Consider the following 21991-nt stretch of genomic DNA (forward strand, 5'->3'; position numbering starts at 1 on the left):
CCGGATGCCGCTTCGCCTGCCGCCGCTCTCGTCCCTCCGCTTCTTCGAGGCGGCGGGGCGCCATCTCAGCTTCAAGCTCGCCGCCGCCGAGCTGAACGTGACGCCGAGCGCGGTCAGCCACGGCATCGTCGGGCTGGAGCGGGCGCTGGGCGTCGAGCTGTTCGTGCGCGAGCCCCGCAAGCTGTCGCTGACGCCGGAAGGCGCGGACTACCTGCCCTATGTCTCCGAGGCGCTGTCGCTGATCGCCATCGGCACGCAGCGCCTGCCGGGCAGCGGCGAGCGCCGGACGATCACGGTGAGCTGCGCCCCCACCTTCGCCGCCCGCTGGCTGCTGCCGCGGCTGCACCGCTTCGGCGAACGCTGGCCGAACAGCGGCGTCACGGTCGACACCTCGCGGCGGCAGGTCGGCTTCCCGGTCGACGGCTTCGACTTCGCCGTCCGGATGAGCCGAGCGACCGCCGGCGCCGCCTGGACCCGGCTGTTCGGCGAAAGCCTGGTGCCGGTGTGCAGCCCCGGCTACCGCGAGACCCTGGCGGGCGACGGCGGGGCCGTCGATCTGCGCCGGGCCGCGCTGATCCACGTCACCCCGGCCAGCGAGGACTGGCAGGCCTGGCTGGAGCGGGTGGGGATCGACGGCGTCGACCTCGCCGGCGGGCTGCGGGTCGACACCATCCAGATGGCCTTCGAGGCCGCGGCGATGGGGCTCGGCGTCGCCCTGGGGCGGCGGCCGCTGGTCGACCGGGACCTCGCGTCGGGGGCTCTGGTCGAACTCGGCCTGCCGGCGATCGAAGCCGAGACCGCCTATTGGCTGGTCGGCCCCGAAGGGGCGGACCGCCGCCCGGACCTGCTGGGCTTCAGGCGCTGGCTGCTGCGCGAGGTCGAAGCGTTCGGGCAGGGTACGGCTGCCGCGGGCGAGGGGAGGCGGATCGCCTGAGGCTGTTCAGCCCCGGGCTTACGACACCCCAAGCCGTCATTGCGAGGAGGCGAAGCCGACGAAGCAATCCATGCCTCCGCTCTTGCGGCCTGGATTGCTTCGCTGCGCTCGCAATGACGATCCTTTGAGCTGACCGACCTGGGAGACCCGGCCGGGACCAGGTGAGCATTCTTCACCCGTCAGCGAAACCTTCTCTTTTGCCGGCCCTTTCGCCGGTTGCCATTGTGTGGGGCGGGCGAGGAGGGCCCGGACCATGGCGGCGACCGAAGCACGGCATTTCGCATCCCCCGGCATCCGGGCGGGGCTGGTGATCCTGGCCGGGGCGCTGATCATGAGCGCCGCCATGGGCTCCCGGCAGACCTTCGGCCTGTTCATCGAGCCGTTCTCCTTCGACCGCGGCGTGCCGGTCACGCTGATCGCCTTCGCCATCGCCCTGCACAACCTGGTCTGGGGCTTCGCCCAGCCCTTCGCCGGGGCCGCCGCCGACCGCTGGGGCTCGGCGCCGGTGGTGGCCTTCGGCGCGGTCGCCTTCGCCGCCGGGCTTGTCCTCACCGCCATGGCGTCGTCGGGGGTGACGCTGGTGCTCGGCCTCGGCCTCCTGGTCGGCATCGGCATCAGCTGCACCACCTTCGGCGTGGTGCTGACCGCCCTGGGCCGCGCGGCGCCGCCGGAGAAGCGCAGCATGGCGATGGGCCTCGCCAGCGCCGGCGGTTCGCTGGGCCAGGTGCTGCTGGTGCCGCTGGCGCAATGGGTCACGGATCTTTCCGGCACCGCGGCGTCGCTGCTCGTGCTCGCCGGCTGCCTGGTGGCCGTGGCGCCGCTCGGGCTGTTCCTGGATCGGCGCGACGGCGCCGCCGCGCCGGCGCAGGCGGAAGCGGCACAGCCGCTGCGGGCGGCGGTGGCGCAGGCGCTCGGCCATCGCGGCTATCGCCTGCTGACCCTCGGCTTCTTCACCTGCGGCTTCCAACTCGCCTTCATCGGCACGCATCTGCCCAACTACCTGCTGCTCTGCCACATGCCGGCGGGGCTCGGCGCCACGGCGCTGGCGCTGGTCGGGCTGTTCAACATGGTCGGCAGCTGGGGCTGCGGCTGGCTCGGCGGCCGCTTCCGCCAGCACCATGTGCTCGGCTGGCTGTACCTGATCCGCGGCGTCGCCATCGCCGCCTTCTTCCTGGCGCCGAAGAGCGAGGCCTCGGTCGTGCTCTTCGCCGCCGTGATGGGCCTGACCTGGCTGGGCACCGTGCCCCTGACCAGCGGCCTCGTGGCCAAGGTGTTCGGCACGCGCCATCTCGGCACGCTGTTCGGCGTCTGCTTCCTCAGCCACCAGATCGGCTCGTTCCTCGGCGCCTGGGCGGGCGGCTATGTGTTCGACGTCACCGGCTCCTATGCCCTGGTCTGGATCGCCACCGCGGTCGCCGGGCTGGTGGCGGCGCTGCTGCATTTCCCGATCGACGACAGGCCGGCGGCGGTCACCGCCTCGGCGCGCCAGGCCGCTTAGAACTCGTCATCCATCAGCGGCCGCTTCTTCCGCTTCGGCCGCGTCCACACCACGCCGGGAAAGCCCTTCAGCGGGCGCAGCGGCTCGCCGCGATAGGTCCATTCCGGCGCCTGCTCGATGGCGATGTGGTACAGCGGCTCGCGGCCGGTGCGGGTCTCGAACAGGGCGCGCGGGATGTTCACCATCTGCGGCGCGTGCGGCCGCTCATACAGCACCGGCGTGCCGCAGTGGCGGCAGAAGCTTCTCGTCCGGCCGGTGTCCTCCGCGACGAAGCGGGTGAGGGCGGACTCGCCCCTGACGATGCGGACGCGGCTGCGCCAGCAGCCGACATAGGTGGCGTAGGCGGCGCCGTGCGCCAGCCGGCTGTCCCGGGAATGGTCGTGCCAGGCCCAGCGGGCGGGGACGCCGATCTCGATCCGCACCCGGCCGCACAGGCACCGGCCCTCCGCCACCTCCGCCGGCGCTTTCCGGACCTTCAATGCCGTCTTGCTCATTCTCGGCCTCGTCTGCTGCGCCCGCAGAGAATACAGGCGCCACCTGCCAGGGAGTGTCAGCTATTCCGCGCCGGGGGAATCGATGACGCCGAGCCATCACGGGTCCCCGGCGAGCCCGCCGCGGTGTAGTCTCGCTCCACCTGTCGCGGAGCGGACCATCCCGAGTGGCATCGAACGGCAGTTCCTGGGCATCGCGCGGCGATCCGCGGCAACTCTCGCTGGACTTCGGGTTGCCGCAGACGCCTTCGATGTCGCCGGATCGGATCTTCTTCGCGATCCTCCCGTCGCCGGCCGATGCCGCCATGATCCGGGCGCAGGCGGAGGCCCTGCGGCTCGACCTCGGCCTGCGGGGACGGTTGCGGCCGCCGGAGGTCCTGCACATCTCGCTGCAATCCGTGGGCCAGTACCAGTCTTTGCCCTTCGCGCTGGTCGACCGGGCGATGCGCGCCGCCTGGACGATCGAACTGCCGCGATTCGAGGTGACATTCGACCGGGTGACGAGCTTCGGGGCGGGCAGCGGAGCCCGGCCGGTCGTGCTCCGCTGCGCCGAGGGGAACACCGCGCTCTTCGATCTGTACGAGGCCTTCGATCCGGCGATGGAGGCCGTCGGCCTGCACGGATCCCGCCCGCCTCCCAGGCCGCACCTGACGATCCTGTACGACCGGAAGGTCGTTCCCGAGGCGCTCCTCGACGCGCCGATCACCATCCCGGTGCGCGATTTCGCGCTCGTCCACAGCCTCTATGGCGAAAGCCGCCATCTGATCCTCGGACGCTGGCCGCTGTGCGGATGACGGCCGCGTCCGCCGTGCCTATGGTCGGTCTCCGACAGGACTCGGCACCAGGAGCGGAAGCGACATGGCGAAGGCGATCACGATCTACGGCATCAAGAACTGCGACACGATGAAGAAGGCGCGGGCGTGGCTGGACCAGCGCGGCGTCGCCTATGCCTTCCACGACTACAAGGCGGTCGGGATCGACCGCGCCACGCTCGAAGGCTGGGCGCGCAAGGTCGGCTGGGAGGTGCTGCTGAACCGGGCCGGCACCACCTTCCGCAAGCTGCCCGACGCCGCCCGGGAAGGGCTGACCGAGGCCAAGGCGATCGGGCTGATGCTCGACCAGCCCTCGATGATCAAGCGGCCGGTGCTCGACATCGGCGGCACGCTGCTGGTCGGCTTCAAGCCGGAGCAGTACGGGGCCGCATTCGCAGGCTGAGGCCCCGGGGATCCGGCGCGATGTTCACCAGGCGCCGATGGCCACTGACCGGGCGGAATGCAGGCGCTCGGCGAAGCCGCCCGTCCGTTGCGTTCGTGGTCGATCATCAGCAGGGCACGGTTCAGTGCCTCGAACACACCTCTGTCTCGCCAGGCCGCAAACCAGCGATAAACCGTGCTCGTCGGCGGAAATCGCTTGGAAGAAGCCGCCGTGCTACGCCACCGCGCATTACATAAAAGATCGCATTGACGACTTCGCGCGGCGGCCAGGATAGCTGTCGTCCCGTCCGCTTCGGTGCCGGCAGGAGCGGCTCGACCTGTTGCCACTCCGCATCCGTCAAATCCGTTTCGTATCGAGGCCCCCGCGCGACTATGCTGCCGGCGAGTGGCTGGGGTCCACATCGCGCTCGCTTCCCAAGATGGCCTGAACAATCCCCAGGAATCACGCGATGCTCGGTCGCTCAACCCTTTCGGGATAGGCTCTAGAGAGACGTCCAATGGATCGGGACATCCATCCCTTTGACGAGGCGCATCTGGCCCGGATTGAACCCGACGACCGTCTCGTGGTGCTCGCCCGGACGATACAGGCGCAGGATTCCCGAACGGAAGCTGAACTTAAGGATCGCGCCATTAACTGGGCACGCTTTGGGGAAACATGCCTCGGGCAGGCGCTCTATCGGCACCGCTCCGTCTTTCGGAATGCTTCGGAAGCGGCAGTGTGGAGCCATCTCGAACTGAGCTATTTTCGCGACATAGTTCCTGCCGACGCCATTCACGAACTCGTCGTCAAGCAGCAATCGGCCGAGACGCAACTGCTGCGCGCGGAGATTCTTTTGACCACTCCCTCGGCCTTCATACTGCCGCGAAACTGGCAGGGCTCAGCCGATCGGCCCGAACGGCAGGCATCGCTGGAATATATCGAAGTGCAATCGCCATATCTCAGCGAGTACAGAGCCATCATGCGGAAGTATATCGGCCCGGCCGCCGCGAAGCTCGTCCAGGCGAACAGGATCGGGACGTTCAGGACGATGGAGACAGCGGCAGTGCTCTACCGCGACCCGGCGTTGAAGATCGACGGAACCAGATTCACCTATGCGAAGTGGATGCCGACGGCTTCAATGGGTTCGGCCAAGAGTTCGATGCCGCGCTCCGTGAGGTTTCGCCGGACGGCGGCTTTGCGGCCGTCTTCGCCGGCCTCGACCGCATGCGCATGATACCCCGCTGGACCTTCAACGATCCCGTGGTGGAGGCGGATGCTGCTGTCGGGCGGGAAGGCATGGTAGAAGCATGAGGAATCTCGCCCCGGATCGTCCTAGAGCGAGTTTCGAGACAGGCTCTCAGAACGTTTGGTAGCGGATTCTGCTTCCTGCATTTCGTCCATTCCTAAAAGGATCTCTCGAAGCCATACCTTCTTGGGATCAGGAAGATTGCTGCGAAACGCAAGATGTTCGATGGTCGGTCGCAATTTCATTATCTCCCTATCAACCACCATTTGAAGATCTACTTCGCTACTATCCGAATCGATGATTTTCTCTTGTTTTGGTTCCGGATAAAAACTGAACAGCCAGTCTGTCAGAATTTCAACGGCGGTCAGTTTTGCCCATTCTTCTCCATGCTGGGCAATTAGACCGAGTATTGGGATAGCAGGAACAATCGCAGGATAATAGGTACCCGCTTCGGCATTCCCAAATGCGTATTCCGTGCCCATAACTGCGTTCCACGACGAATCCTCGTCGGAGGCACTTAATATTCTGCGAAGCTCCCACGGGATCCTCTGTCCCGAGTTCCCCGCCGGCTGCGTCTAGAGTTTCCAATCCATTGCGACGATCGCGTCTTCTATATCAGACAGGGGCCGCCCCTCGTCATTCATCGATCACGCCTTCCCCAGAGTGTCGCCTGCAATAGCCTAGCTCTATCGTCACACGAACGAACAGCCGCGGGGTGGAAGATACAAGGTTTCCTGGCAGCTTCTGCCCAGTGATGACTGCCTTCCGCCCTTGCCGGCCATTGCCGGCGCTCGCGGCGGCCGGTCCGGTATCGCCAGCCGTCCTCGACTCCCTTGGTCACCACGAAAACGAATCGTCATGGCGAGCCCCGCGGGGGCGTGGCCATCCAGCGCCTCCGGCCCGGACCGCCGCGCAGCTGCCGGCTCGTGATGACGTGAAGGCAGTTCTGCTTGACTATATGTTCCTGTTTCGTGCTAATGCAGAGATGGTCGATGCCGCCACAGCCGAGACTCCGTCCGCCGCTTCGCCGGCCGCGGATGAGGCTGTCCGGGAGACCGAGGTGCTGTCCGGGCTGACGAAGCTCGCCCTGGAGATGGCCCGCGGCTTCCAGGCTCAGGGACTCGCGGCCCTCGCGGCCGGCGATCTCGACCATGCCGGCAAGGCCGAAAGCCGCTTCAGCAACCTGTTCCTCGCCATCCGCCGCGCCGTCGCCCTCCAGGCCAAGCTGCGCCGGCAGCGGGAAGAGGCGCAAGCCGCCGCGTCGCCGGCCGCGGACGAGGCCGCGATGCTGTCCGAGCTGACGGAGCTCGCCCTGGCTCTGGCCCGCGGCTTCCAGGCTCGAGGACTCGCCGCCCTCGCGGCCGGCGATCTCGACCGCGCCGGGGATGCCGAGACCCGCTTCAGCAGCCTGTTCCTCGGCATCCGCCGTGCGATCGCGCTGAAGGCGAGCCTGCGGCGGCAGCGGGAGGAGGCGCGGCGCGAGGCCGAATGCCGGCGGAAGGCCCGGCAGGACGAGAAGGACGACCGGCGCCACGCCGTCGCCCAAGGCGTCGCCGCCGCCATCGCCGATGTTCCCGACACCGAAGCGCAGGAACGGCTGACCGTCGATCTCTGGGACCGGCTGACCGAGGACGAGCGCATCGACGTCGACCTCGCCGACACCGCCTTGCCGATCGAGGCCCTGATCGCCAGCCTGTGCCGGGCCCTCTGCCTCCCGCCCCACGGCCCCCCTCCGGCCGGCGGGGCTGCCGGCGCGGCGAAGGCCGGACCTCCGGCCCGGCCCCGCGCCGCGCCGCCTCCAACCTCTGCCGCACCACCCCGGCCGAGGAGGCCGGCGGGCCCGAGGGCGAGCGCCGCATCCGCACCGTCGCCGCCGGCGAGATCGACGGCCGGAGCCGGGAGCCCGTCCCGGCTCTGGCCGGGGACGACCGGCCGCCCGGCGACACCGCGCCGCCCGATCCGGCTCGGCCCCGTGGCCGGCGCCGATGGACCGACGCCGACTGGGCCGAACACCGTGGCCGCAAGACCGAGCGCAACACCCGGTGGCGCCACCTGCAGAGGCTCGCGCATATCCACCGCCACGGCTGAGGCTGGGCGGTGACCGGTCCTGCGTCTTGTATAAACCGATCAGTCGGTCTATTAATGAGGCATGCGACGGTCTCCTCATCGCGACCCGGCGGCATCGGGGGCGGAAGGGCCGGCCCTCGGATCCTGGGCGCGGCGGGGCCGCGCCGGGTTGGCCCGCTTCGCGCGCCGGCATCCGCGGCTCTACGCCGCCCGCCATGTCGTCCGGGCCCTGCTGCAGCTCGCCGTCGCCGCGACCGGCATCGGCGCCCTGATCTGGATGCTCGTGCCGGAGCTCGGCTGGCCTTGGCTCGACATCGACTGGGGCTGGCTGCGGCTGCTGCCCTGGCCTGACATCGGCTGGCTCTGGTCCTGGGTCCCGCCGCTGCCGGACTGGCTGAAGATGGTCCTGCACGGGGCGAAATGGGCCGTGCCGATCGTCATCGCGGTTCTGGTCGCGATCGACGAGGTGGAGCGCCGGGCCGGCCGCAGACATCCCGGCAATCCCCAATCCCATCCGGAGTGACCCGATGCGCACGCTCGACCCGGTGAAGCACGAGGCCAAGCGCCGCCGGATCCTGGAGGCGGCGGCCGAATGCTTCGCCACCAGGGGCTTCCACGACACCCGCACCGCCGACATCTGCGCCGCGGCCGGCATCAGCTCGGGCAACCTGTTCCATTATTTCCCGAGCAAGCAGGCGATCTTCACGGCGATCTTCGAGCAGGACGGCCGGGACAACGCCGATCGGCTGCGGTCGGCTCTGGCGGCCGAGGATCCGCTGGCCGCGCTGCTCGAGGTCGTCGAGGCCCAGGCGGCGCAGGCGGACTACCCGCATCTCGGCGGGCTGATGCTGGAGATCGTGGCCAATGCCAGGCGCGACGCGGCCTTCGCCGAGTTGATGGAGCGCAACGACCGCGCGCTGCGCGACGGGCTGCGGCAGCTGCTCGGCCGCGCCGCGGAGCGGGGACAGATCGACCCGGAGCTGCCGCCCGACGCGGCGGCGGACTGGATCATGGTGCTGCTCGACGGCGGCTTCGTCCGCGCCGCCGCCGATACCGGCTTCCGCCCGGCCGACCCGATGCTGCGGCGGATCATCCTGCGCTTCCTCGGGGCGGAGGACGCTCTATGATGCCGGGCTACACACGGCGCCGGGTGATCCGCGGCGCGGCGGCGCTCGGCGGCGGCCTGCTGGCCTCGGCCGCCGGCGCGGCCGGGCAGGACCTGGCGTTGAAGGGCGTCTGCTACGACACCGGCACGGCCTATGTGCCGGGATCGCCGTCGCGCGCGGCCTGGCATCCGGCGGCGGTGCGGCGGGACCTCCGCATCATTCGCGAGGCGCTGCACTGCAACGCGGTCTCGCTGTTCGGCACCGATCACGGGCGCCTGGCGGAGGCCGCTGAGGCGGCCGCGGCGGCCGGGCTTCAGGTGGGGCTGCAGCCGCGGCTGGTCGAGGCCGGGCAGGACGCGGCGCTGGACCATCTGGCCGAGACGGCGCGGATCGCCGAGGCCCTGCGGGCGCGCGGCGCCGCGGTGACGCTCAGCCTCGGCTGCGAGCTGACCCTGTTCACCGCCGGCTTCCTGCCCGGCGCGACATTCTTCGACCGGATGGCGGCCTTCGGCACCCTGTCAGCCGACGGCTTCACGGCGCTGAGCGTGGCCCTCAACAACCACCTCGCCCGGGCCCGCACCGCCGCCCGGTCCCGCTTCCGCGGGCCGGTCACCTATGCGGCCGGGCCTTGGGAGGATGTCGACTGGAGCGACTTCGACCTGATCGGGCTGGACCACTACCGGGACGCGTCGAACCGCGCGACCTATGTCGAGGAGCTCCGCGCCTTCCGGCGCTGGGGCAAGCCGGTCGTGGTCGCGGAGTTCGGCTGCTGTGCCTATGAGGGCGCCGAGGACGCGGGCGGCGACGGCTGGAGCATCGTCGATTGGACGAAACCGGTGCCGGAGCTGAAAGGCGCTCCGGTCCGCAGCGAGCGGGTCCAGGCGGAGACGATCGGCGAGCTGATCGGGCTCTACCGGGCCGAGGGCATCGCCGGCGCCTTCGTCTACCAGTTCATCGACACCGGCATGCCCCATTCGCCGGACCCGCGCCGCGACCTCGACATGGCCGGCTACGGCCTCGTCCGGGTGGACGAGGCGGATTCCGGCGACTGGACCCCGAAACAGGCTTTCCGGACGGTTGCGGAGCTCTACGGCCAGGGCTGAGGCTCATACCGGCGAGTTCACGATCGGACTCTTCCCTCTCCTGGGAAAGCACCGTCATTGCGAGGAGGCGGAGCCGACGAAGCAATCCAGGGGCCGGTGCGAGTGGCCCTGGATTGCTTCGCTGCGCTCGCAATGACGATTTTTGGGCTCGCCGGTATCAGGCGGCTTTCCACTTGATCGAGCACCCCATCGACGGCACCTGGTCGGCGGGCGCCTGGCCGGTCTCGGCGACCTGGAGCATCGCCTCGACCAGCTCGCGCCGCGCATGCGGCGGGGGCGGGGTGGTCCGGCCCTCGTCCAGCCGGCCGCGATACTTCAGCCGGCGGTGCGCGTCGTAGCCGAAGAAATCCGGGGTGCAGACCGCGCCATAGGCCCGCGCCACCGACTGGTCCTCGTCGTGCAGATAGGGGAAGGGCAGGTCATGGGCCTCGTCGAAGGCCTTCATCTTCTCGAAGCTATCCTCCGGATAGGCCGTGGCGTCGTTGGAGCAGATCGCGGCGAAGCCGATGCCCTCGGCCATCAGCGTCATGGCGTCGTCGGTCAGCCGGTCGATCACCGCCTTCACATAGGGGCAGTGGTTGCAGATGAAGACGATCACCGTGCCGCGCGGCCCGGCGATGTCGTCCAGGGAATAGGTCCGGCCGTCGGTGGCGGGCAGGCGGAAATCGGGGGCCGGCAGGTCGAGCTCGAGGGGCGGGGGCGTGGTGGCCATGGCGCGCGTCCTTCGCTGCGGAGGTCCGGCCCCAGTCTACCCGCAAGACAACATCGGCTGCAGCCCACATTGGGATGAGCTCAGAGCCTGTTTGAAAATGCGCTGGTGCGAGTCGGCTGGCGGTGGTTTCGAGAACCGGAGCGCAGCGGACGTGAAAGTCCGTGAGCACCGGAAGCGCAGAAACCGCCGTCAGGCGGCCGCTCCAATAGCATTTACAAGCAGGCTCTCAGCGCCAGGCGCAGATGCCCAGCGTCGCACCCTTCGCCAGCAGCGCCTGCGCTTCGGCCTCCGGCACCGCCTGCGACTTTCCGTCGGCGCACAGCATCGTCAGCTCGGCGTGGCCGGCGACATCCAGCAGCAGCTGGTCCCAGTGCCGGTACTGCACGTCATGGCCTTCGCCTCATAGATCCGGGCCTTGCGCAGGTTCTTGAAATGCGACTGCCAGTACTGCGCCTGATCCATCCCGACCGATTTATCGGCGGTGCCGTGATAGACATAGACCGGCGTGTCGACCTTGGAGATGTCGGCCTTCGGCCCGGTGCAGTAGCGGCGGTATTCGGCGACCTGGCCGCGCAGGTCGCCCATCTGGCCGCGGATGAAGTAGGTGCGCGCACCCTCCTCATAGGCCCGGTCGGCGAAGCCCGGGATCTTCCGGGTCGGGCTGGTCTCGGGATAGGCCCACCACGCCTCCGGGTTCTGCGCCACCTTCATCATCTCGGTCAGCTCGGCCTCCGACATGGTGCAGGCCTTGCGCTCCGGCCCGAAACCGGAGGTCGCGGCCAGGAAGTGCAGCGAGATCAGCCGCTCCGGCATCTCCGCCGCGATCTCGGCCAGGTAGGGCCCGCCGCCGGAAATGGCCAGTGCGGCCGTGCGCTCGATCCCGAGATGGTCCAGCACGGCGCGGACCTCGGCCGCATAGTCCTTGGTGGTCCAGCCCGGCTTGAACTCGGTGTCGCCGAAGCCGTTCCGCTCGACGCTGATGAAACGGAGCTGCAGCCTGGTGCGCAGGCTGCGCAGATACTCGGTCATGCCGAAGGCGCGGGCGCTGGTGCCGGTGCCGCTGACATAGAGCACAGGCCGCCAGCTGGGCTCGCCCTCGTCGATGTAGTGAACCTTGCGGCCGTCCGGCAGCGTCAGCGCCTGCACCGTCGGGCCCATCGGGTCGAAGCCGGTCTGGATGTCGGAAAGGGCTGTGGCCGGCACGGTCGGCGGCGGGTCGGCGGCCGGGGCCTGGCCGGCGGACAGCGCGAGGACGGTGGCAGCCAGCACGGGCCGGAACGATCGCATCGCGCTCTCCCTGTCGGTTTGCTTCACTCTAGGGTCGGAGGGAGGCCGCGGATTTGACCGCATCCGTCATGGACGTGACGGAAGCCGGCTATTGCGAGAGCCGCAGCCGCATGACGTGCCGCCGGCTGCCGGCCCGGCCGATCTCGGTGAAGCCGGCCCTGGCGAAGGCCTGGACGAAACCCATGAAGCGGTAGCTGGGCGAATCCGGATCGACCGGATACGCCTCGACCACGGTGGCGCCCTGCGCCCGCGCATGCTCGACCGCCGCCGCGATCAGCTGGTCGGCCAGGCCCAGGCCGCGCAGCCGGCGGGGGACGAACATGCAGGCGAGGGACCAGACCCGCTCCCCGTCCTGCGGGCCGCCGAGCGGACGATAGGTCTCGCGCGGGGCGATCGAGCACCAGGCCACCGGCTCGCCCTCATGATACCCGACGATGCCGATCGGCACCCCGTCCCGCACCCTGGCGTGCAGCGCCGCCTTGCGGCCGGCGCTGTCGAGCCTGACCTCCTGCGGCGTCGCGCGCCAGGCCATGCACCAGCAGTATTTCGGCGCGCCGCGGCTCTCGAACAGCCGCTCGAAATCGGGCCAGCTCGCCGCGTCGACCGGGCGGAAGGTCAGGGCCGGCGCGGGCCGGCGGGCGGCGCCGGTCACATGTGCCACCCGTGCCGCGGCTCGGCCGTCGCCGGGTCGTAATGCTGGTCGATCAGGTCGATCAGGGACCGGACGGTGAAGGCCGAGGCCAGGTCGTCGCGCGGGATCTCCGCCCCCAGCGCCTGCTCGATGTCCCAGGCCAGGCGCGTCACGTCCGCGGGGCCGATGCTTAGATCCTCCAGCAGCCGGTCGTCCGGCGCGACGGCGCGGCCGGCCGCGGCGCCCAGAACCCGCAGCACCTCGGCCTCGACCCGGTCGCGCCCGCTCACGTCGCCGGCTCCAGCGACCCGAGCGCGGTCGGCAGCAGCTCGGACACGGTCGGGTGGATCGGCATCGACCGCTGCAGCACGTCGTAGGGCGCCTTGGCGTACATCAGGTCCAGCAGCCCGTGCACCACCTCGTCGCCGCCGGTGCCGAGGATGGCGGCGCCCAGGATCTGCCGCGTGCCGGCATCGACCACGACCTTCATGAAACCTTCGGTCTCGCCCTTCTCGACCGCCCGGCCGACCCGGGTCATCGGCCGCTTGGCGACCAGGATGCGGCGGCCGGAGCGGCGCGCCTCCGCCTCGGTCATGCCGGCGCGGCCCAGCGGCGGATCGGTGAAGAGCGCATAGGCCGGGATCCGGTCGGTCACCCGCCGGGTCTCGCCATCCAGCAGGTTGGCGGCGACGATCTCGAAGTCGTTGTAAGAGGTGTGGGTGAAGGCGCCGCGGCCGTTGCAGTCGCCCAGCGCCCAGATTCCGGGCACGCTGGTCTGCAGCGCGTCGTCGACGGTGATGTAGCCGCGCTCGTCGGTGGCCACGCCCGCCGCCTCCAGCCCCAGATCGGCGGTGTTCGGGCGGCGCCCGACCGCCAGCAGCAGATGCGAGCCGGTGACGACCGGCGCGCCGGCTGTGCAGTCGACCGCCACCGCCACCCCGTCGCCCTGCCGCGCCACGCTCATGCACTTGGCGCTGGTGCGGATGGCGATGCCCTCCTTCTCAAGGAAGCCGGCGATGGCGGCGGAGACGTCCTCGTCCTCGCGTCCGATCAGCCGCGGCCCCTGCTCGATGATCGTCACCTGCGAGCCGAAGCGGCGGAATATTTGGCCGAACTCAAGCCCGATATAGGAGCCGCCGACGACCACCAGATGCTCCGGCAGCGTGTCCAGGTCCATCATCGTGCTGTTGGTCAGGAACGGCACCTCCTGGATCCCCGGCATCGGCGGCACAGCGGCCCGGCCGCCGACATTCAGGAAGATCCGCTCGGCGGTCAGGGTCTCGTCGCCGACCTGCACGCGGCGCGGCCCGGCCAGCCGGGCCTGGCCTTGGATCACGGTGCAGTTCTCCAGGCCGCGCAGCCAGCTCTCGACCCCGACCCGCGACTTGCCGGAGATTGCGTCCTTGCGCGCCTTGACCTGCCGCATGTCGACGCCGGGCGGGCCGGGCAGGACCACGCCGTATTCGGCGGCGCGCTGCGCCATCCGTGCGGCATAGGCGCTGGCGACCATGGCCTTGGTCGGGATGCACCCGGTGTTGACGCAGGTGCCGCCGAAGCGCGCGCGCTCGATGATCGCGACGCGCTGCCCGGCCCGGCTCAGCCGGTCCGCCAGCGCCGGCCCGGCCTGGCCCGTGCCGATGATGATGGCGTCGTAGCTGGTCATGGCCGCCTCCCTGTTGAGAAGGGGAGAGGATAGCGCATCCCTTCGTTAAGGACGGGATCTCTCCATCAATCGGCTCAGATTGAATTTTTATGACGATCCGTGGCGTTTCGCTATGATATGGGCGCCCAAGAGCAAAGGAGGCATGCCATGGCCAAGGGTCAATTGCGCAAGCCCAAGGAAGCCAAGAAGCCGAAGAAGGACGCCGCGCTGAAGAAGAGCGCCGCAACTTCGACGAAGAAGGCCTGACAATCGGCGCCGGCCGGGTCGCCTTCGAGAGACCCGGCCGGCACGGGGCCTGCTCAACGCTCCAGGAATCGCCCCAGCAGCCGCCGCGCCGCCGCGGTCGGCAGCAGGCGGCCGGCGACGACGTCGGCCTCCAGACCCGGCAGCGCCGCGGCCACGGCGGGATGACTTCGCAGAGCGTCCAGCAGGCCGTCGCCCAGCTCGCGCCACAGCCAGGACCGGGCCTGCTCGGCGCGACGCTCGGCCAGGGCCTCGCCCATTTGCGCACGGAACCGGCCGATCGTGTCCCAGACCTTGTCGATGCCGCGGTTCTCCAGCGCCGAGCATTGCAGCACCGGCGGGGTCCAGCCGCCGGTGCCGCGCAGCAGCGCCAGGGCGTGCCGGTACTCCGCGGCGGCGTGGTTGGCGGCGCCCTTCAACTCGCCGTCGGCCTTGTTCACCACCAGGATGTCGGCGACCTCGACGATGCCGCGCTTGATGCCCTGCAGCTCGTCGCCGGCGCCGGGCAGCAGCAGCAGCAGGAACACGTCGACCATCTGGGCGACGGCGGTCTCGGACTGGCCGACGCCGACGGTCTCGACGACCACCACGTCGTAGCCCGCGGCCTCGCACAGCAGCATGGTCTCGCGCGTCCGCCGCGCCACCCCGCCCAAGGTGGCGCCGGCCGGGGAGGGGCGGATGAAGGCGGCGGGGTCGCGGGTCAGCAGCTCCATCCGCGTCTTGTCGCCCAGGATCGACCCGCCCGAGCGCTGCGAGGACGGGTCGACCGCCAGCACCGCGACGCGGTGGCCCCGGCCGGTCAGGTGCAGGCCGAAGGCCTCGATGAAGGTCGACTTGCCGACGCCGGGCGGGCCGGAGATGCCGATGCGCACGGCGCCGCCGGCAACGGGCGTGAGCGCCTCCAGCAGCGCCTCCGCGCGTTCGCGGTGGTCGGCGCGGCGGGATTCGACCAGGGTGATGGCGCGGGCCAGGGCGCGGCGGTCGCCGCCCCGGATCCGCGCCGCCATCGCCTCGATCGTCTCCGCCGTCACCGCCCGCTCCAGAGTCGCCGTCATGCGGGGAGGCTAGGCGATTCCGGCCGACGGCGTCCAATCCGCGCGTCTATTTGCGGCCCTCGCCGCGGCTCGGGTCCTTGCCGGCGGCCTGGCTGCTCTTCTTCGGCCGCTGCGCCTCCTGCTTCCGCTCGCCCGCGCGATTGCCGCCATGCTTCCCGAGCGACGTCTTCGTCGGCGGGCGCGGCGCGCTGTCTCCCTTGTGTTCCTTGGCCATGGGTCCTGCACCTCCAGCATGGGGCTCTGTCTGCTCAACGGCGTTGGAACGGCGGGCGTTCACGCCCGGAATCGGCCGACGTCGCCCGATGTTGCGGAGGAAAGGTCTACCCACACGGCACAGAACGATCCCGCAGGGTCTGGAGGACAGGATGAGCGCCGCCGGGCTGGAGGTATTCGACAAGACGCTTCAGACGACCCACATCTGGCTGGACGAGCTGATGCAGCACGAGGCGTTCGGGCCGGACAGACGGTTCGCCTGGCATGTCCTGGGCGCGGTGCTGCGCGCCGTCCGCGACAGGCTGCCGCTGGATCTCGCGGCCCATCTCGGGGCGCAGCTCCCGCTGCTGATCCGCGGCGCCTATTACGATCGGTTCCGGCCGGAGGAGCTGCCGCATCGCGAACGGACGCTGGACGGCTTCCTCAAGGAAGTCGGCGACGATCTGGCCATGACGCGCCCGGTGAATCATCGCGAGGCGACCATGATGGTGTTCCAGATCGTGTCGAAGCACGTCAACCGGAGCCAGATCGACAAGGTGCGGCACGCCCTGCCCGAAGAGCTCCGCGCGATCTGGCACGACGACCCGAACGCGCCCGATGTCACGCCCCGGGAGGCCGAGCAGTAGGCCGCAGCCGACCAGGCTCTGGAACGGCGAGAACACGCCTCAATCGACGGGGCCGCCGATCTGCTCCGTGATCCGGGCGGCGGCGTCCCGGAGCGCGGCCAGGGCCTCCTCCGGCGACGTCGGGTCCCCGCGCTGGGGCAGGAAGGGCAGGGTCAGCGCCGCGACCGCCAGCCCCGACGGATCGAGGACGGGCGCGCTGATGTCGGTCAGGCCGGGCGCCGTCTCGCTCGGCGCCATGTCGAATCCGGCCGCGGCGATGCCCTCCAGCCGGGCCAGGACGTCGTCGACCGGCAGGACGTCCCGCTGCGCCATGATCCGCACCATCTCGCCCCGCCGCGGCTCGCGCTGAAAGGCGGTCAGGATGCGGGCGGAGACGAGGTGCATCGACAGCGGGAAGACGGCGCCCAGCTTCACCGTCCAGCCCATCGGCCGGTCCGGTTCGGCCTGGGCCACGATCAGGAAGTGCTCGCCGCTGGCCATGCTGAGATGGCAGGCGAGGCCGACCGAGGCGGCCAGCCGCTCCATGATCGGCAGCGCCGCCTGCTGCAGGCGGCGGGTCGGCGGGTGCTGGGTGCCGAGCTGGAACAGGCGCAGCGTCAGGCGGTATTCGCCGGTCTTCGGATCGCGGACGACATAGCCGCGCCGCTCCAGCACGCCCAGCATGCGGAAGATCTCGCCGACCGACCGGCCGACCCGCTCCGCCAGCCGTTTCTGGGTGATGCCGCCCGGCTCGGCCGCCAACGCCTCCAGCAGGTCCAGCCCCTTCTCCAGCGCCGGGGCGCCCGGCTTCGCGGCGGCGTCCCTGTCGTCGGCGTTGACATCGCTGTTCATATGGTCTTCCATATTTGAAATCATAACGACATCAATGAAATCAGAACATCGTCAAGATGCCCCATATCGGAGGAGCCGCCATGAAGATGCTGTCCCCGGACGCGGTGGAGCATTATCGGACGCACGGCTACTACGCGCCGATCCGGGTGCTCTCGGCCGCAGAGGCCGCGCAGATCCGCCGCCATCTCGAAACGCATGAGAGCGTGCACGGGACATTGAAGGGCCCGATGCGCCACAAGAGCCATCTCCTCTTCACCTGGCTGGACGAGCTGATCCGCCATCCCGCCATCCTCGACGCGGTCGAGGATATCATCGGCCCGAACATCCTGGCCTGGGGTTCGAGCTTCTTCATCAAGGAGCCGCACGATCCCGGCTTCGTTTCCTGGCATCAGGATTCGACCTATTGGGGGCTCGACCCGGCCGACATCGTCACCGCCTGGGTGGCGCTGTCCGAGAGCACGGCGGAGAACGGGGCGATGCGGGTGATCCCGGACAGCCACATGCTGGACCAGATCCCGCATCGCGACACCTTCGCCGCCCACAACCTGCTGACTCGCGGCCAGGAGATCGCGGTCGAGGTCGACGAGGCGAAGGCGCGGATGCTGGAGCTGCAGCCGGGCGAGATGTCGCTGCACCACGTCCGGCTGATCCACGGCTCGGACCCGAACCCTTCGGCCAAGCGCCGCATCGGCTTCGCCATCCGCTATCTGCCCACCTATGTGCGGCAGGTCGTCGGCACCCACGACTGCGCGACACTGGTCCGCGGCGTCGACGAGTTCCACAACTTCGAGCCCGAGCAGCGGCCCGATTCCGACCTGTCCGAAGCCGCGCTGGCGTTCCATGCCCGGGTCACCGGCGCGCATCAGCAGATCCTGATGCGCGGCACCGGCCGCCAGCCGGCCGCCTGACGGCCCGGCGCCGGTCCTGCCACCGGCCGGCAAGGCCGGATCAATCATAAGGGGAGGGACGCGATGGGCGCGCGGCTGCGCTGGTTCATCGTCTTTCTGCTGTTCCTGGGCGGCGGCATCAGCTACCTGGACCGGGCGGCGCTGTCGATCGCAGCACCGCTGATCGCCGAGGATCTCCAGCTTGATCCCGCCCGCCTCGGCATCGTCTTCAGCAGCTTCTTCTTCGGCTATGCGCTGTTCTGCTTCGTCGGCGGCTGGGCCGCGGACAGGATCGGGCCGAAGAACGTCTTCACCCTGGCGATGACGGTCTGGTCGGTGTTCTGCGGGCTGACCGCCGCCGCGACCAACATCGCGGTCCTCCTGGTCGTGCGGGTGATCTTCGGCATGGGGGAGGGGCCGTTCAGCGCCACCGCGAACAAGGTGGTCAGCAACTGGTTCCCGCGGCGCGAGCAGGCCACCGCCGTCGGCATCGCCAATGCCGGCCAGCCGATCGGCGCCGCGCTGGCCGGCCCGGTGGTCGGCACCATCGCCGTACTGGCGGGCTGGCGCATCTCCTTCATCGTCATCGCCCTGGTCGGGCTGGTCTGGGTGGCCGCGTGGATGCTGCTCGCCACCGACCGGCCGGAGCAGCACCGCTGGCTCGGCCCGGTCGAGCGCGAGGAAATGGAACAGGAGCGGGCGCAAGGCCCCGCCGTCACCGCCCGGCTGCCGCTGTCGGCCTATCTGCGCCGGCCGGCGATCCTCGCCACCGCCTTCGCTTTCTTCGGCTACGCCTACATCCTCTACTTCTTCCTCTCCTGGTTCCCGACCTACCTGGTCAAGGCACAGGGCCTCAGCATCGGGACGATGGGCGTGGTCAACGCCATCCCCTGGCTGGTCGGCTGCATCGGCATGGTGCTGGGCGGCATCGTCTGCGACCAGATCTACCGGCGCACCGGCCATGCCCTGTTCGCGCGCAAGCTGATCCTGGTCGGCAGCCTGGCCATCGCTGCGATCTGCGTGGCGCTGGCCGGCATCGTCACCGGCGTGTCGGCGGTGGTGGCGCTGATGGCGGTCTCGGTCTTCTTCATGTATCTGACCGCGAACACCTATTGGGCGATCATCCTCGACACGGTGGAGGAGGGGCGGGTGGGCAGCGTCGGCGGCTTCGTCCACCTGATCGCCAATCTCGCCGGCATCGTGGCGCCGGCCGTCACCGGTTTCATCGTCGAATGGTCGGGCGGCTTCGCCGGGGCCTTCGTCCTGACCGGTGGGATCGCGGTCCTGGGCGCGCTGGCGGTCGCGGTCTTCGTGCGTGGTCCGGCCCGGGCGGATACACCGGCGCTGTCGCGGGTGCCCGAACGGCTGGTTGGGGCCGGGTCGCCTCGGCCGTGACGGCTGGCCCAGCCTATTTCCCGGCGCGCCACTCGACCACGCCGAAATCGGTGACCAGCGCCACGACGCGGCCGGCTCCGTCGAGCCCGAAATACGATGCGTAGAAGCCGTCGCCGAAGCCCGAGGAGAACATCACCACATTAGCATGCCCGAACGGGCGCAGCAGCCACGCCCGGCTGCCGACGGGGGCATCGTTCAAGGCCGTGACCAGCCGTTCTGTGGCGGCCTCGTCGGCCATCGCCGCCACATAGGCGGCCTGGGCTTCGGCGTCCATGAACGCGCCGGTGCCGGTGTCGACGCCGTAGCCGTAGATGTGGCCAGGCTCCAGCTCCCTCGGGATCTGCCCGGGCCGCAGCGCCATCACCCAGCGGGCGGCCGGCCGGTCGGCGAAGAGGATACGGGCGAACGCCACCCGCTCCTCGCCATGACTCAGCCGCGCCACCGCCAGCTGGACCGGGAACTTGCCGACGGGCACGCGCCGGCTGAAGGCCTCGATGCCGTCGCAGACGAAGGGATCGCAGGCGACGATCCGGCCGCTCGGCACGGCCAGCTTGCCGATCTCGAGCCCCGACAGCTGGATCGGCCCGTCGGGCGGCGTGACGGTGAAGCCGGGGCCGAAGGCCTGTGAGAACAGGATCGATTGCGGCAGCGGCCATGACGCCTCCGCCGCCGGGGCCCGGCCAGCCGGAAAACAGGCCGGCAGGAGCAGCAGGATCCACGCGAGCAGCCGGCCGGGCAGGCGCATCATCCGACCCCGCCTCGCCGACGGCCCGTCACGGCGCCGCAGCCACGGCCGCCGCCGGGTCGCGGTTCGGCCGTTCCGGCGCCGGCAGCTCGCCGCGCTCGGCTGCCTCCTGCTGGCGGCGCCACATCTCGGCATAGCGGCCGTTCTCGGCCAGCAGCTGGGTGTGGCTGCCGCGCTCGGCGATGCGGCCGTCGGCCAGGACGATGATCTCGTCGGCGTCGATCACGGTCGACAGGCGGTGCGCGATCACCAGCGTGGTCTTGCCGCGGCTGACCTCGCGCAGGTTGGCCTGGATCTCGCGCTCGGTGTTGGTGTCGAGCGCCGAGGTCGCCTCGTCGAACAGCAGGATCGCCGGATCCTTCAGGATGGTGCGGGCGATCGCCACGCGCTGCTTCTCGCCGCCGGACAGCTTCAGCCCGCGCTCGCCGACCTTTGTCTCGTAACCGTCGGGCAGGCGCAGCACGAAATCGTGGATCCGCGCCATCTGCGCCGCGGCCACGACCTCCTCGTCGCTCGCCCCGGGCCGGCCATAGGCGATGTTGTAGCGGATGGTATCGTTGAACAGCACCGTGTCCTGCGGGACGATGCCGATGGCGGCGCGCAGGCTGGCCTGGCTGACGTCGCGGATGTCCTGCCCGTCGATCCGCACCGACCCGGCGGTGACGTCGTAGAAGCGGAACAAGAGGCGGCTGATGGTCGACTTGCCGGCCCCGGTCGGCCCGACGATGGCGACGGTGTGCCCGGCCGGCACGGTGAAGGTCACGCCCTTCAGGATCGGCCGCCGCTGGTCGTAGCCGAACTCGACATCGGTGAAGCTGACCGTGCCGCCCTGCACCGCCAGCGGCTGCGCCCCGGGGGCGTCCACCACCTCGGGCTCGACGCCGAGCAGCGAGAACATCTTTTCGATGTCGACCAGCGCCTGCTTCACCTCGCGATAGACGAAGCCGAAGAAGTTCAGCGGCAGGTACAGCTGGATCAGATAGGTGTTGGCCAGGACGAAATCGCCGACCGTCAGGCGGCCGTCGACGATGCCCTGGGCCGCCATCCACATCACCGCGGTCAAGCCGGCGGCGATGATCGCGGCCTGGCCGACATTCAGCAGCGACAGCGACACCCGGTTCTGCACCGCCGCCCGCTCGAACCGGATCAGCGAGGCCTCGTAGCGCCGCGCCTCATGCGCCTCGTTGCCGAAATACTTGACCGTCTCGAAGTTCAGCAGGCTGTCGATGGCCTTGGTGTTGGCCTCCTGGTCGGTCTCGTTCATCTGGCGGCGGAACTTGATCCGCCATTCCGTCACCCAGAGGGTGAAGGCGATGTAGAGGACGACCGTGACCAGGGTCACCAGCGCGAACCAGAAGTCCAGCACCCACCACAGCACCGCGACCACGAACAGGATCTCGACCAGGGTCGGCAGGATGTTGAACAGCATGAAGCTGAGCAGCGTCTCGATCGCCGCGGTGCCGCGCTCGATCACCCGCGACAGGCCGCCGGTCTGGCGGTCGAGATGGAAGCGCAGCGACAGCCCGTGCAGGTGCTGGAACACGGCCAGCCCGACCCGCCGAATCGCGCGCTGCGCCACCTTGGCGAAGATGGCGTCTCGCAGCTCGCCGAAGGCGAGGCTCAGCACCCGGGCCGTGCCATAGGCCAGGATCGCGCCGACCGGCAGCACCAGCGGCAGCGCGCCCTTCACGGTCAGGGCGTCGACCGCGTCCTTGTAGAAGATCGGGGTGTAGACGCTGGCGACCTTGGCCGCGATCAGCAGCAGCACCGCCACCACCACCCGGGCCCGCATCTCCCACTGGCCGGCCGGCCAGAGATACGGGGCGAGGGAGTGCAGCGGGTGACGGCCCTTGGCGGCGTCGATGACGGAAGAGGACGTTTCGGCGTTCATGGTGCGTACCCTAAGCGGGCCTCGCCCGGGCGGGAAGGCGAAAGCGGCCGGAGGCTGCATCTCAAAGCATATTGATAAAATTGATCTGATATGTTGCTGTGCAGCAACGATATGTGACTTTCACGATCGGATTACGCCGAAAGGACTTCTCTGGCCCGGTTGCCGCGTTACCT

At 69.7% G+C, this 21991-nt stretch carries 25 protein-coding genes and 1 pseudogene; 12 read left to right on the forward strand and 14 right to left on the reverse strand.

Translation table 11 applies throughout. From position 1 onward, the window contains the following. Positions 1-4 precede the first annotated feature (4 nt). Both G537_RS0117970 and G537_RS0117975 read left to right on the forward strand, forming a co-directional pair. Positions 5-934 carry a LysR substrate-binding domain-containing protein gene (locus tag G537_RS0117970; protein WP_026871303.1) on the forward strand — a complete coding sequence of 310 codons (930 nt, stop codon included), beginning with the start codon at positions 5-7 and terminating at the stop codon, positions 932-934. A 253-nt stretch (positions 935-1187) separates the two neighbouring features. After that, a complete protein-coding gene (locus tag G537_RS0117975) occupies positions 1188-2432 on the forward strand; it encodes an MFS transporter (protein ID WP_026871304.1) in 1245 nt (414 codons plus the stop codon). On the opposite strand, the gene G537_RS0117980 is transcribed toward G537_RS0117975, so the two are convergent. Beyond that, a complete protein-coding gene (locus G537_RS0117980) occupies positions 2429-2926 on the reverse strand; it encodes a GFA family protein (RefSeq protein ID WP_026871305.1) in 498 nt (165 codons plus the stop codon). The two genes, G537_RS0117975 and G537_RS0117980, sit on opposite strands and share 4 nt — an antisense overlap. 164 nt (positions 2927-3090) lie before the next feature. Here G537_RS0117980 and G537_RS0117985 point away from each other — a divergent pair, with 164 nt between their 5' ends. Together G537_RS0117985 and G537_RS0117990 are read left to right on the forward strand one after the other, a co-directional pair. Then, positions 3091-3717 (forward strand): 2'-5' RNA ligase family protein, encoded by a 627-nt coding sequence (locus tag G537_RS0117985; RefSeq protein WP_155888651.1) that lies wholly within the window; start codon positions 3091-3093, stop codon positions 3715-3717. A gap of 64 nt (positions 3718-3781) precedes the next feature. Continuing rightward, positions 3782-4138, forward strand: coding sequence for an ArsC family reductase (locus tag G537_RS0117990; protein WP_026871307.1), 357 nt, complete (start codon positions 3782-3784; stop codon positions 4136-4138). Positions 4139-4182: 44 nt separating this feature from the next. Here G537_RS0117990 and G537_RS45080 read toward each other — a convergent pair. Continuing rightward, positions 4183-4539, reverse strand: a pseudogene (locus G537_RS45080) (transposase); the annotation flags it as partial. A 95-nt stretch (positions 4540-4634) separates the two neighbouring features. On the opposite strand from G537_RS45080, the gene G537_RS0117995 reads away from it, so the two are divergent. After that, positions 4635-5351, forward strand: a complete 717-nt coding sequence (locus tag G537_RS0117995; RefSeq protein ID WP_026871308.1) for a hypothetical protein — start codon at positions 4635-4637, stop codon at positions 5349-5351. Positions 5352-5449: 98 nt separating this feature from the next. On the opposite strand, the gene G537_RS43710 is transcribed toward G537_RS0117995, so the two are convergent. Then, on the reverse strand, positions 5450-5845 hold the full coding sequence (locus tag G537_RS43710) for a hypothetical protein (RefSeq protein ID WP_155888652.1): 396 nt from the start codon (positions 5843-5845) through the stop codon (positions 5450-5452). A gap of 578 nt (positions 5846-6423) precedes the next feature. Here G537_RS43710 and G537_RS0118000 point away from each other — a divergent pair. Genes G537_RS0118000 through G537_RS42155 form a run of 4 tightly spaced genes read left to right on the forward strand, consistent with a single transcriptional unit; the run spans position 6424 to position 9639 of the window. Beyond that, complete coding sequence (locus G537_RS0118000) at positions 6424-7464, forward strand: hypothetical protein (RefSeq protein WP_155888653.1); 1041 nt, start codon at positions 6424-6426, stop codon at positions 7462-7464. A 48-nt stretch (positions 7465-7512) separates the two neighbouring features. Next, positions 7513-7953, forward strand: a complete 441-nt coding sequence (locus G537_RS0118005) for a hypothetical protein (protein ID WP_155888654.1) — start codon at positions 7513-7515, stop codon at positions 7951-7953. Between the two features lie 4 nt (positions 7954-7957). Next, on the forward strand, positions 7958-8557 hold the full coding sequence (locus G537_RS0118010; RefSeq protein ID WP_026871311.1) for a TetR/AcrR family transcriptional regulator: 600 nt from the start codon (positions 7958-7960) through the stop codon (positions 8555-8557). After that, a complete protein-coding gene (locus G537_RS42155; RefSeq protein WP_155888655.1) occupies positions 8557-9639 on the forward strand; it encodes an abortive infection protein in 1083 nt (360 codons plus the stop codon). The genes G537_RS0118010 and G537_RS42155 overlap by 1 nt, the downstream gene beginning before the upstream one ends. 157 nt (positions 9640-9796) lie before the next feature. Here the strand turns inward: G537_RS42155 and G537_RS0118020 are convergent, their stop codons facing one another. The 8 genes from G537_RS0118020 to G537_RS44485 form a co-directional block, all read right to left on the reverse strand. Further along, positions 9797-10351 carry a thioredoxin family protein gene (locus tag G537_RS0118020; RefSeq protein WP_026871313.1) on the reverse strand — a complete coding sequence of 185 codons (555 nt, stop codon included), beginning with the start codon at positions 10349-10351 and terminating at the stop codon, positions 9797-9799. Between the two features lie 226 nt (positions 10352-10577). Then, a complete protein-coding gene (locus G537_RS43715; protein ID WP_155888656.1) occupies positions 10578-10736 on the reverse strand; it encodes a hypothetical protein in 159 nt (52 codons plus the stop codon). Next, positions 10679-11638 carry an alpha/beta fold hydrolase gene (locus tag G537_RS38580; protein WP_155888657.1) on the reverse strand — a complete coding sequence of 320 codons (960 nt, stop codon included), beginning with the start codon at positions 11636-11638 and terminating at the stop codon, positions 10679-10681. The genes G537_RS43715 and G537_RS38580 overlap by 58 nt, the downstream gene beginning before the upstream one ends. Before the next feature lie 88 nt (positions 11639-11726). Beyond that, positions 11727-12299, reverse strand: a complete 573-nt coding sequence (locus G537_RS0118030) for a GNAT family N-acetyltransferase (RefSeq protein WP_211230423.1) — start codon at positions 12297-12299, stop codon at positions 11727-11729. After that, positions 12287-12559, reverse strand: coding sequence for an acyl carrier protein (locus G537_RS0118035; RefSeq protein ID WP_026871315.1), 273 nt, complete (start codon positions 12557-12559; stop codon positions 12287-12289). The genes G537_RS0118030 and G537_RS0118035 overlap by 13 nt, the downstream gene beginning before the upstream one ends. After that, positions 12556-13932: an FAD-containing oxidoreductase gene (locus G537_RS0118040; RefSeq protein WP_026871316.1), complete on the reverse strand. Its 1377-nt coding sequence runs from the start codon at positions 13930-13932 to the stop codon at positions 12556-12558. The genes G537_RS0118035 and G537_RS0118040 overlap by 4 nt, the downstream gene beginning before the upstream one ends. Positions 13933-14231: 299 nt before the next feature. Then, positions 14232-15230 (reverse strand): methylmalonyl Co-A mutase-associated GTPase MeaB, encoded by a 999-nt coding sequence (gene meaB, locus G537_RS0118050; RefSeq protein WP_026871317.1) that lies wholly within the window; start codon positions 15228-15230, stop codon positions 14232-14234. A gap of 46 nt (positions 15231-15276) precedes the next feature. Then, complete coding sequence (locus tag G537_RS44485; protein WP_169516730.1) at positions 15277-15444, reverse strand: hypothetical protein; 168 nt, start codon at positions 15442-15444, stop codon at positions 15277-15279. A gap of 151 nt (positions 15445-15595) precedes the next feature. On the opposite strand from G537_RS44485, the gene G537_RS38585 reads away from it, so the two are divergent. Further along, positions 15596-16069, forward strand: a complete 474-nt coding sequence (locus G537_RS38585; protein WP_034852142.1) for a DUF2267 domain-containing protein — start codon at positions 15596-15598, stop codon at positions 16067-16069. A gap of 39 nt (positions 16070-16108) precedes the next feature. On the opposite strand, the gene G537_RS0118065 is transcribed toward G537_RS38585, so the two are convergent. Beyond that, positions 16109-16900 carry an IclR family transcriptional regulator gene (locus tag G537_RS0118065; protein ID WP_026871318.1) on the reverse strand — a complete coding sequence of 264 codons (792 nt, stop codon included), beginning with the start codon at positions 16898-16900 and terminating at the stop codon, positions 16109-16111. An 80-nt stretch (positions 16901-16980) separates the two neighbouring features. Between G537_RS0118065 and G537_RS0118070 the strand changes: the two genes are divergently transcribed. Both G537_RS0118070 and G537_RS38590 read left to right on the forward strand, forming a co-directional pair. Further along, positions 16981-17808 (forward strand): phytanoyl-CoA dioxygenase family protein, encoded by an 828-nt coding sequence (locus G537_RS0118070; protein WP_034852143.1) that lies wholly within the window; start codon positions 16981-16983, stop codon positions 17806-17808. 63 nt (positions 17809-17871) lie between these two features. Next, a complete protein-coding gene (locus G537_RS38590; protein ID WP_051248570.1) occupies positions 17872-19182 on the forward strand; it encodes an MFS transporter in 1311 nt (436 codons plus the stop codon). 13 nt (positions 19183-19195) lie between these two features. Here the strand turns inward: G537_RS38590 and G537_RS38595 are convergent, their stop codons facing one another. Both G537_RS38595 and G537_RS38600 read right to left on the reverse strand, forming a co-directional pair. Continuing rightward, positions 19196-19930, reverse strand: a complete 735-nt coding sequence (locus G537_RS38595) for a DUF4241 domain-containing protein (protein WP_051248572.1) — start codon at positions 19928-19930, stop codon at positions 19196-19198. Positions 19931-19955: 25 nt separating this feature from the next. After that, positions 19956-21818, reverse strand: coding sequence for an ABCB family ABC transporter ATP-binding protein/permease (locus G537_RS38600; protein ID WP_051248574.1), 1863 nt, complete (start codon positions 21816-21818; stop codon positions 19956-19958). Positions 21819-21991 lie beyond the last annotated feature (173 nt).

The organism is Inquilinus limosus DSM 16000 (genome assembly GCF_000423185.1).
In the GTDB taxonomy this organism is placed as follows: domain Bacteria; phylum Pseudomonadota; class Alphaproteobacteria; order DSM-16000; family Inquilinaceae; genus Inquilinus; species Inquilinus limosus.

Coding starts and splice junctions, on each gene's coding strand:
- G537_RS0117970 (WP_026871303.1), top strand. CDS start 5: ATGCCGCTTCGCCTGCCGCCGCTCTCGTCCCTCCGCTTCTTCGAGGCG.
- G537_RS0117975 (WP_026871304.1), top strand. CDS start 1,188: ATGGCGGCGACCGAAGCACGGCATTTCGCATCCCCCGGCATCCGGGCG.
- G537_RS0117980 (WP_026871305.1), bottom strand. CDS start 2,926: ATGAGCAAGACGGCATTGAAGGTCCGGAAAGCGCCGGCGGAGGTGGCG.
- G537_RS0117990 (WP_026871307.1), top strand. CDS start 3,782: ATGGCGAAGGCGATCACGATCTACGGCATCAAGAACTGCGACACGATG.
- G537_RS0117995 (WP_026871308.1), top strand. CDS start 4,635: ATGGATCGGGACATCCATCCCTTTGACGAGGCGCATCTGGCCCGGATT.
- G537_RS43710 (WP_155888652.1), bottom strand. CDS start 5,845: ATGGGCACGGAATACGCATTTGGGAATGCCGAAGCGGGTACCTATTAT.
- G537_RS0118005 (WP_155888654.1), top strand. CDS start 7,513: ATGCGACGGTCTCCTCATCGCGACCCGGCGGCATCGGGGGCGGAAGGG.
- G537_RS0118010 (WP_026871311.1), top strand. CDS start 7,958: ATGCGCACGCTCGACCCGGTGAAGCACGAGGCCAAGCGCCGCCGGATC.
- G537_RS42155 (WP_155888655.1), top strand. CDS start 8,557: ATGCCGGGCTACACACGGCGCCGGGTGATCCGCGGCGCGGCGGCGCTC.
- G537_RS0118020 (WP_026871313.1), bottom strand. CDS start 10,351: ATGGCCACCACGCCCCCGCCCCTCGAGCTCGACCTGCCGGCCCCCGAT.
- G537_RS38580 (WP_155888657.1), bottom strand. CDS start 11,638: ATGCGATCGTTCCGGCCCGTGCTGGCTGCCACCGTCCTCGCGCTGTCC.
- G537_RS0118040 (WP_026871316.1), bottom strand. CDS start 13,932: ATGACCAGCTACGACGCCATCATCATCGGCACGGGCCAGGCCGGGCCG.
- meaB (WP_026871317.1), bottom strand. CDS start 15,230: ATGACGGCGACTCTGGAGCGGGCGGTGACGGCGGAGACGATCGAGGCG.
- G537_RS44485 (WP_169516730.1), bottom strand. CDS start 15,444: ATGGCCAAGGAACACAAGGGAGACAGCGCGCCGCGCCCGCCGACGAAG.
- G537_RS38585 (WP_034852142.1), top strand. CDS start 15,596: ATGAGCGCCGCCGGGCTGGAGGTATTCGACAAGACGCTTCAGACGACC.
- G537_RS0118065 (WP_026871318.1), bottom strand. CDS start 16,900: ATGAACAGCGATGTCAACGCCGACGACAGGGACGCCGCCGCGAAGCCG.
- G537_RS0118070 (WP_034852143.1), top strand. CDS start 16,981: ATGAAGATGCTGTCCCCGGACGCGGTGGAGCATTATCGGACGCACGGC.
- G537_RS38590 (WP_051248570.1), top strand. CDS start 17,872: ATGGGCGCGCGGCTGCGCTGGTTCATCGTCTTTCTGCTGTTCCTGGGC.
- G537_RS38595 (WP_051248572.1), bottom strand. CDS start 19,930: ATGATGCGCCTGCCCGGCCGGCTGCTCGCGTGGATCCTGCTGCTCCTG.
- G537_RS38600 (WP_051248574.1), bottom strand. CDS start 21,818: ATGAACGCCGAAACGTCCTCTTCCGTCATCGACGCCGCCAAGGGCCGT.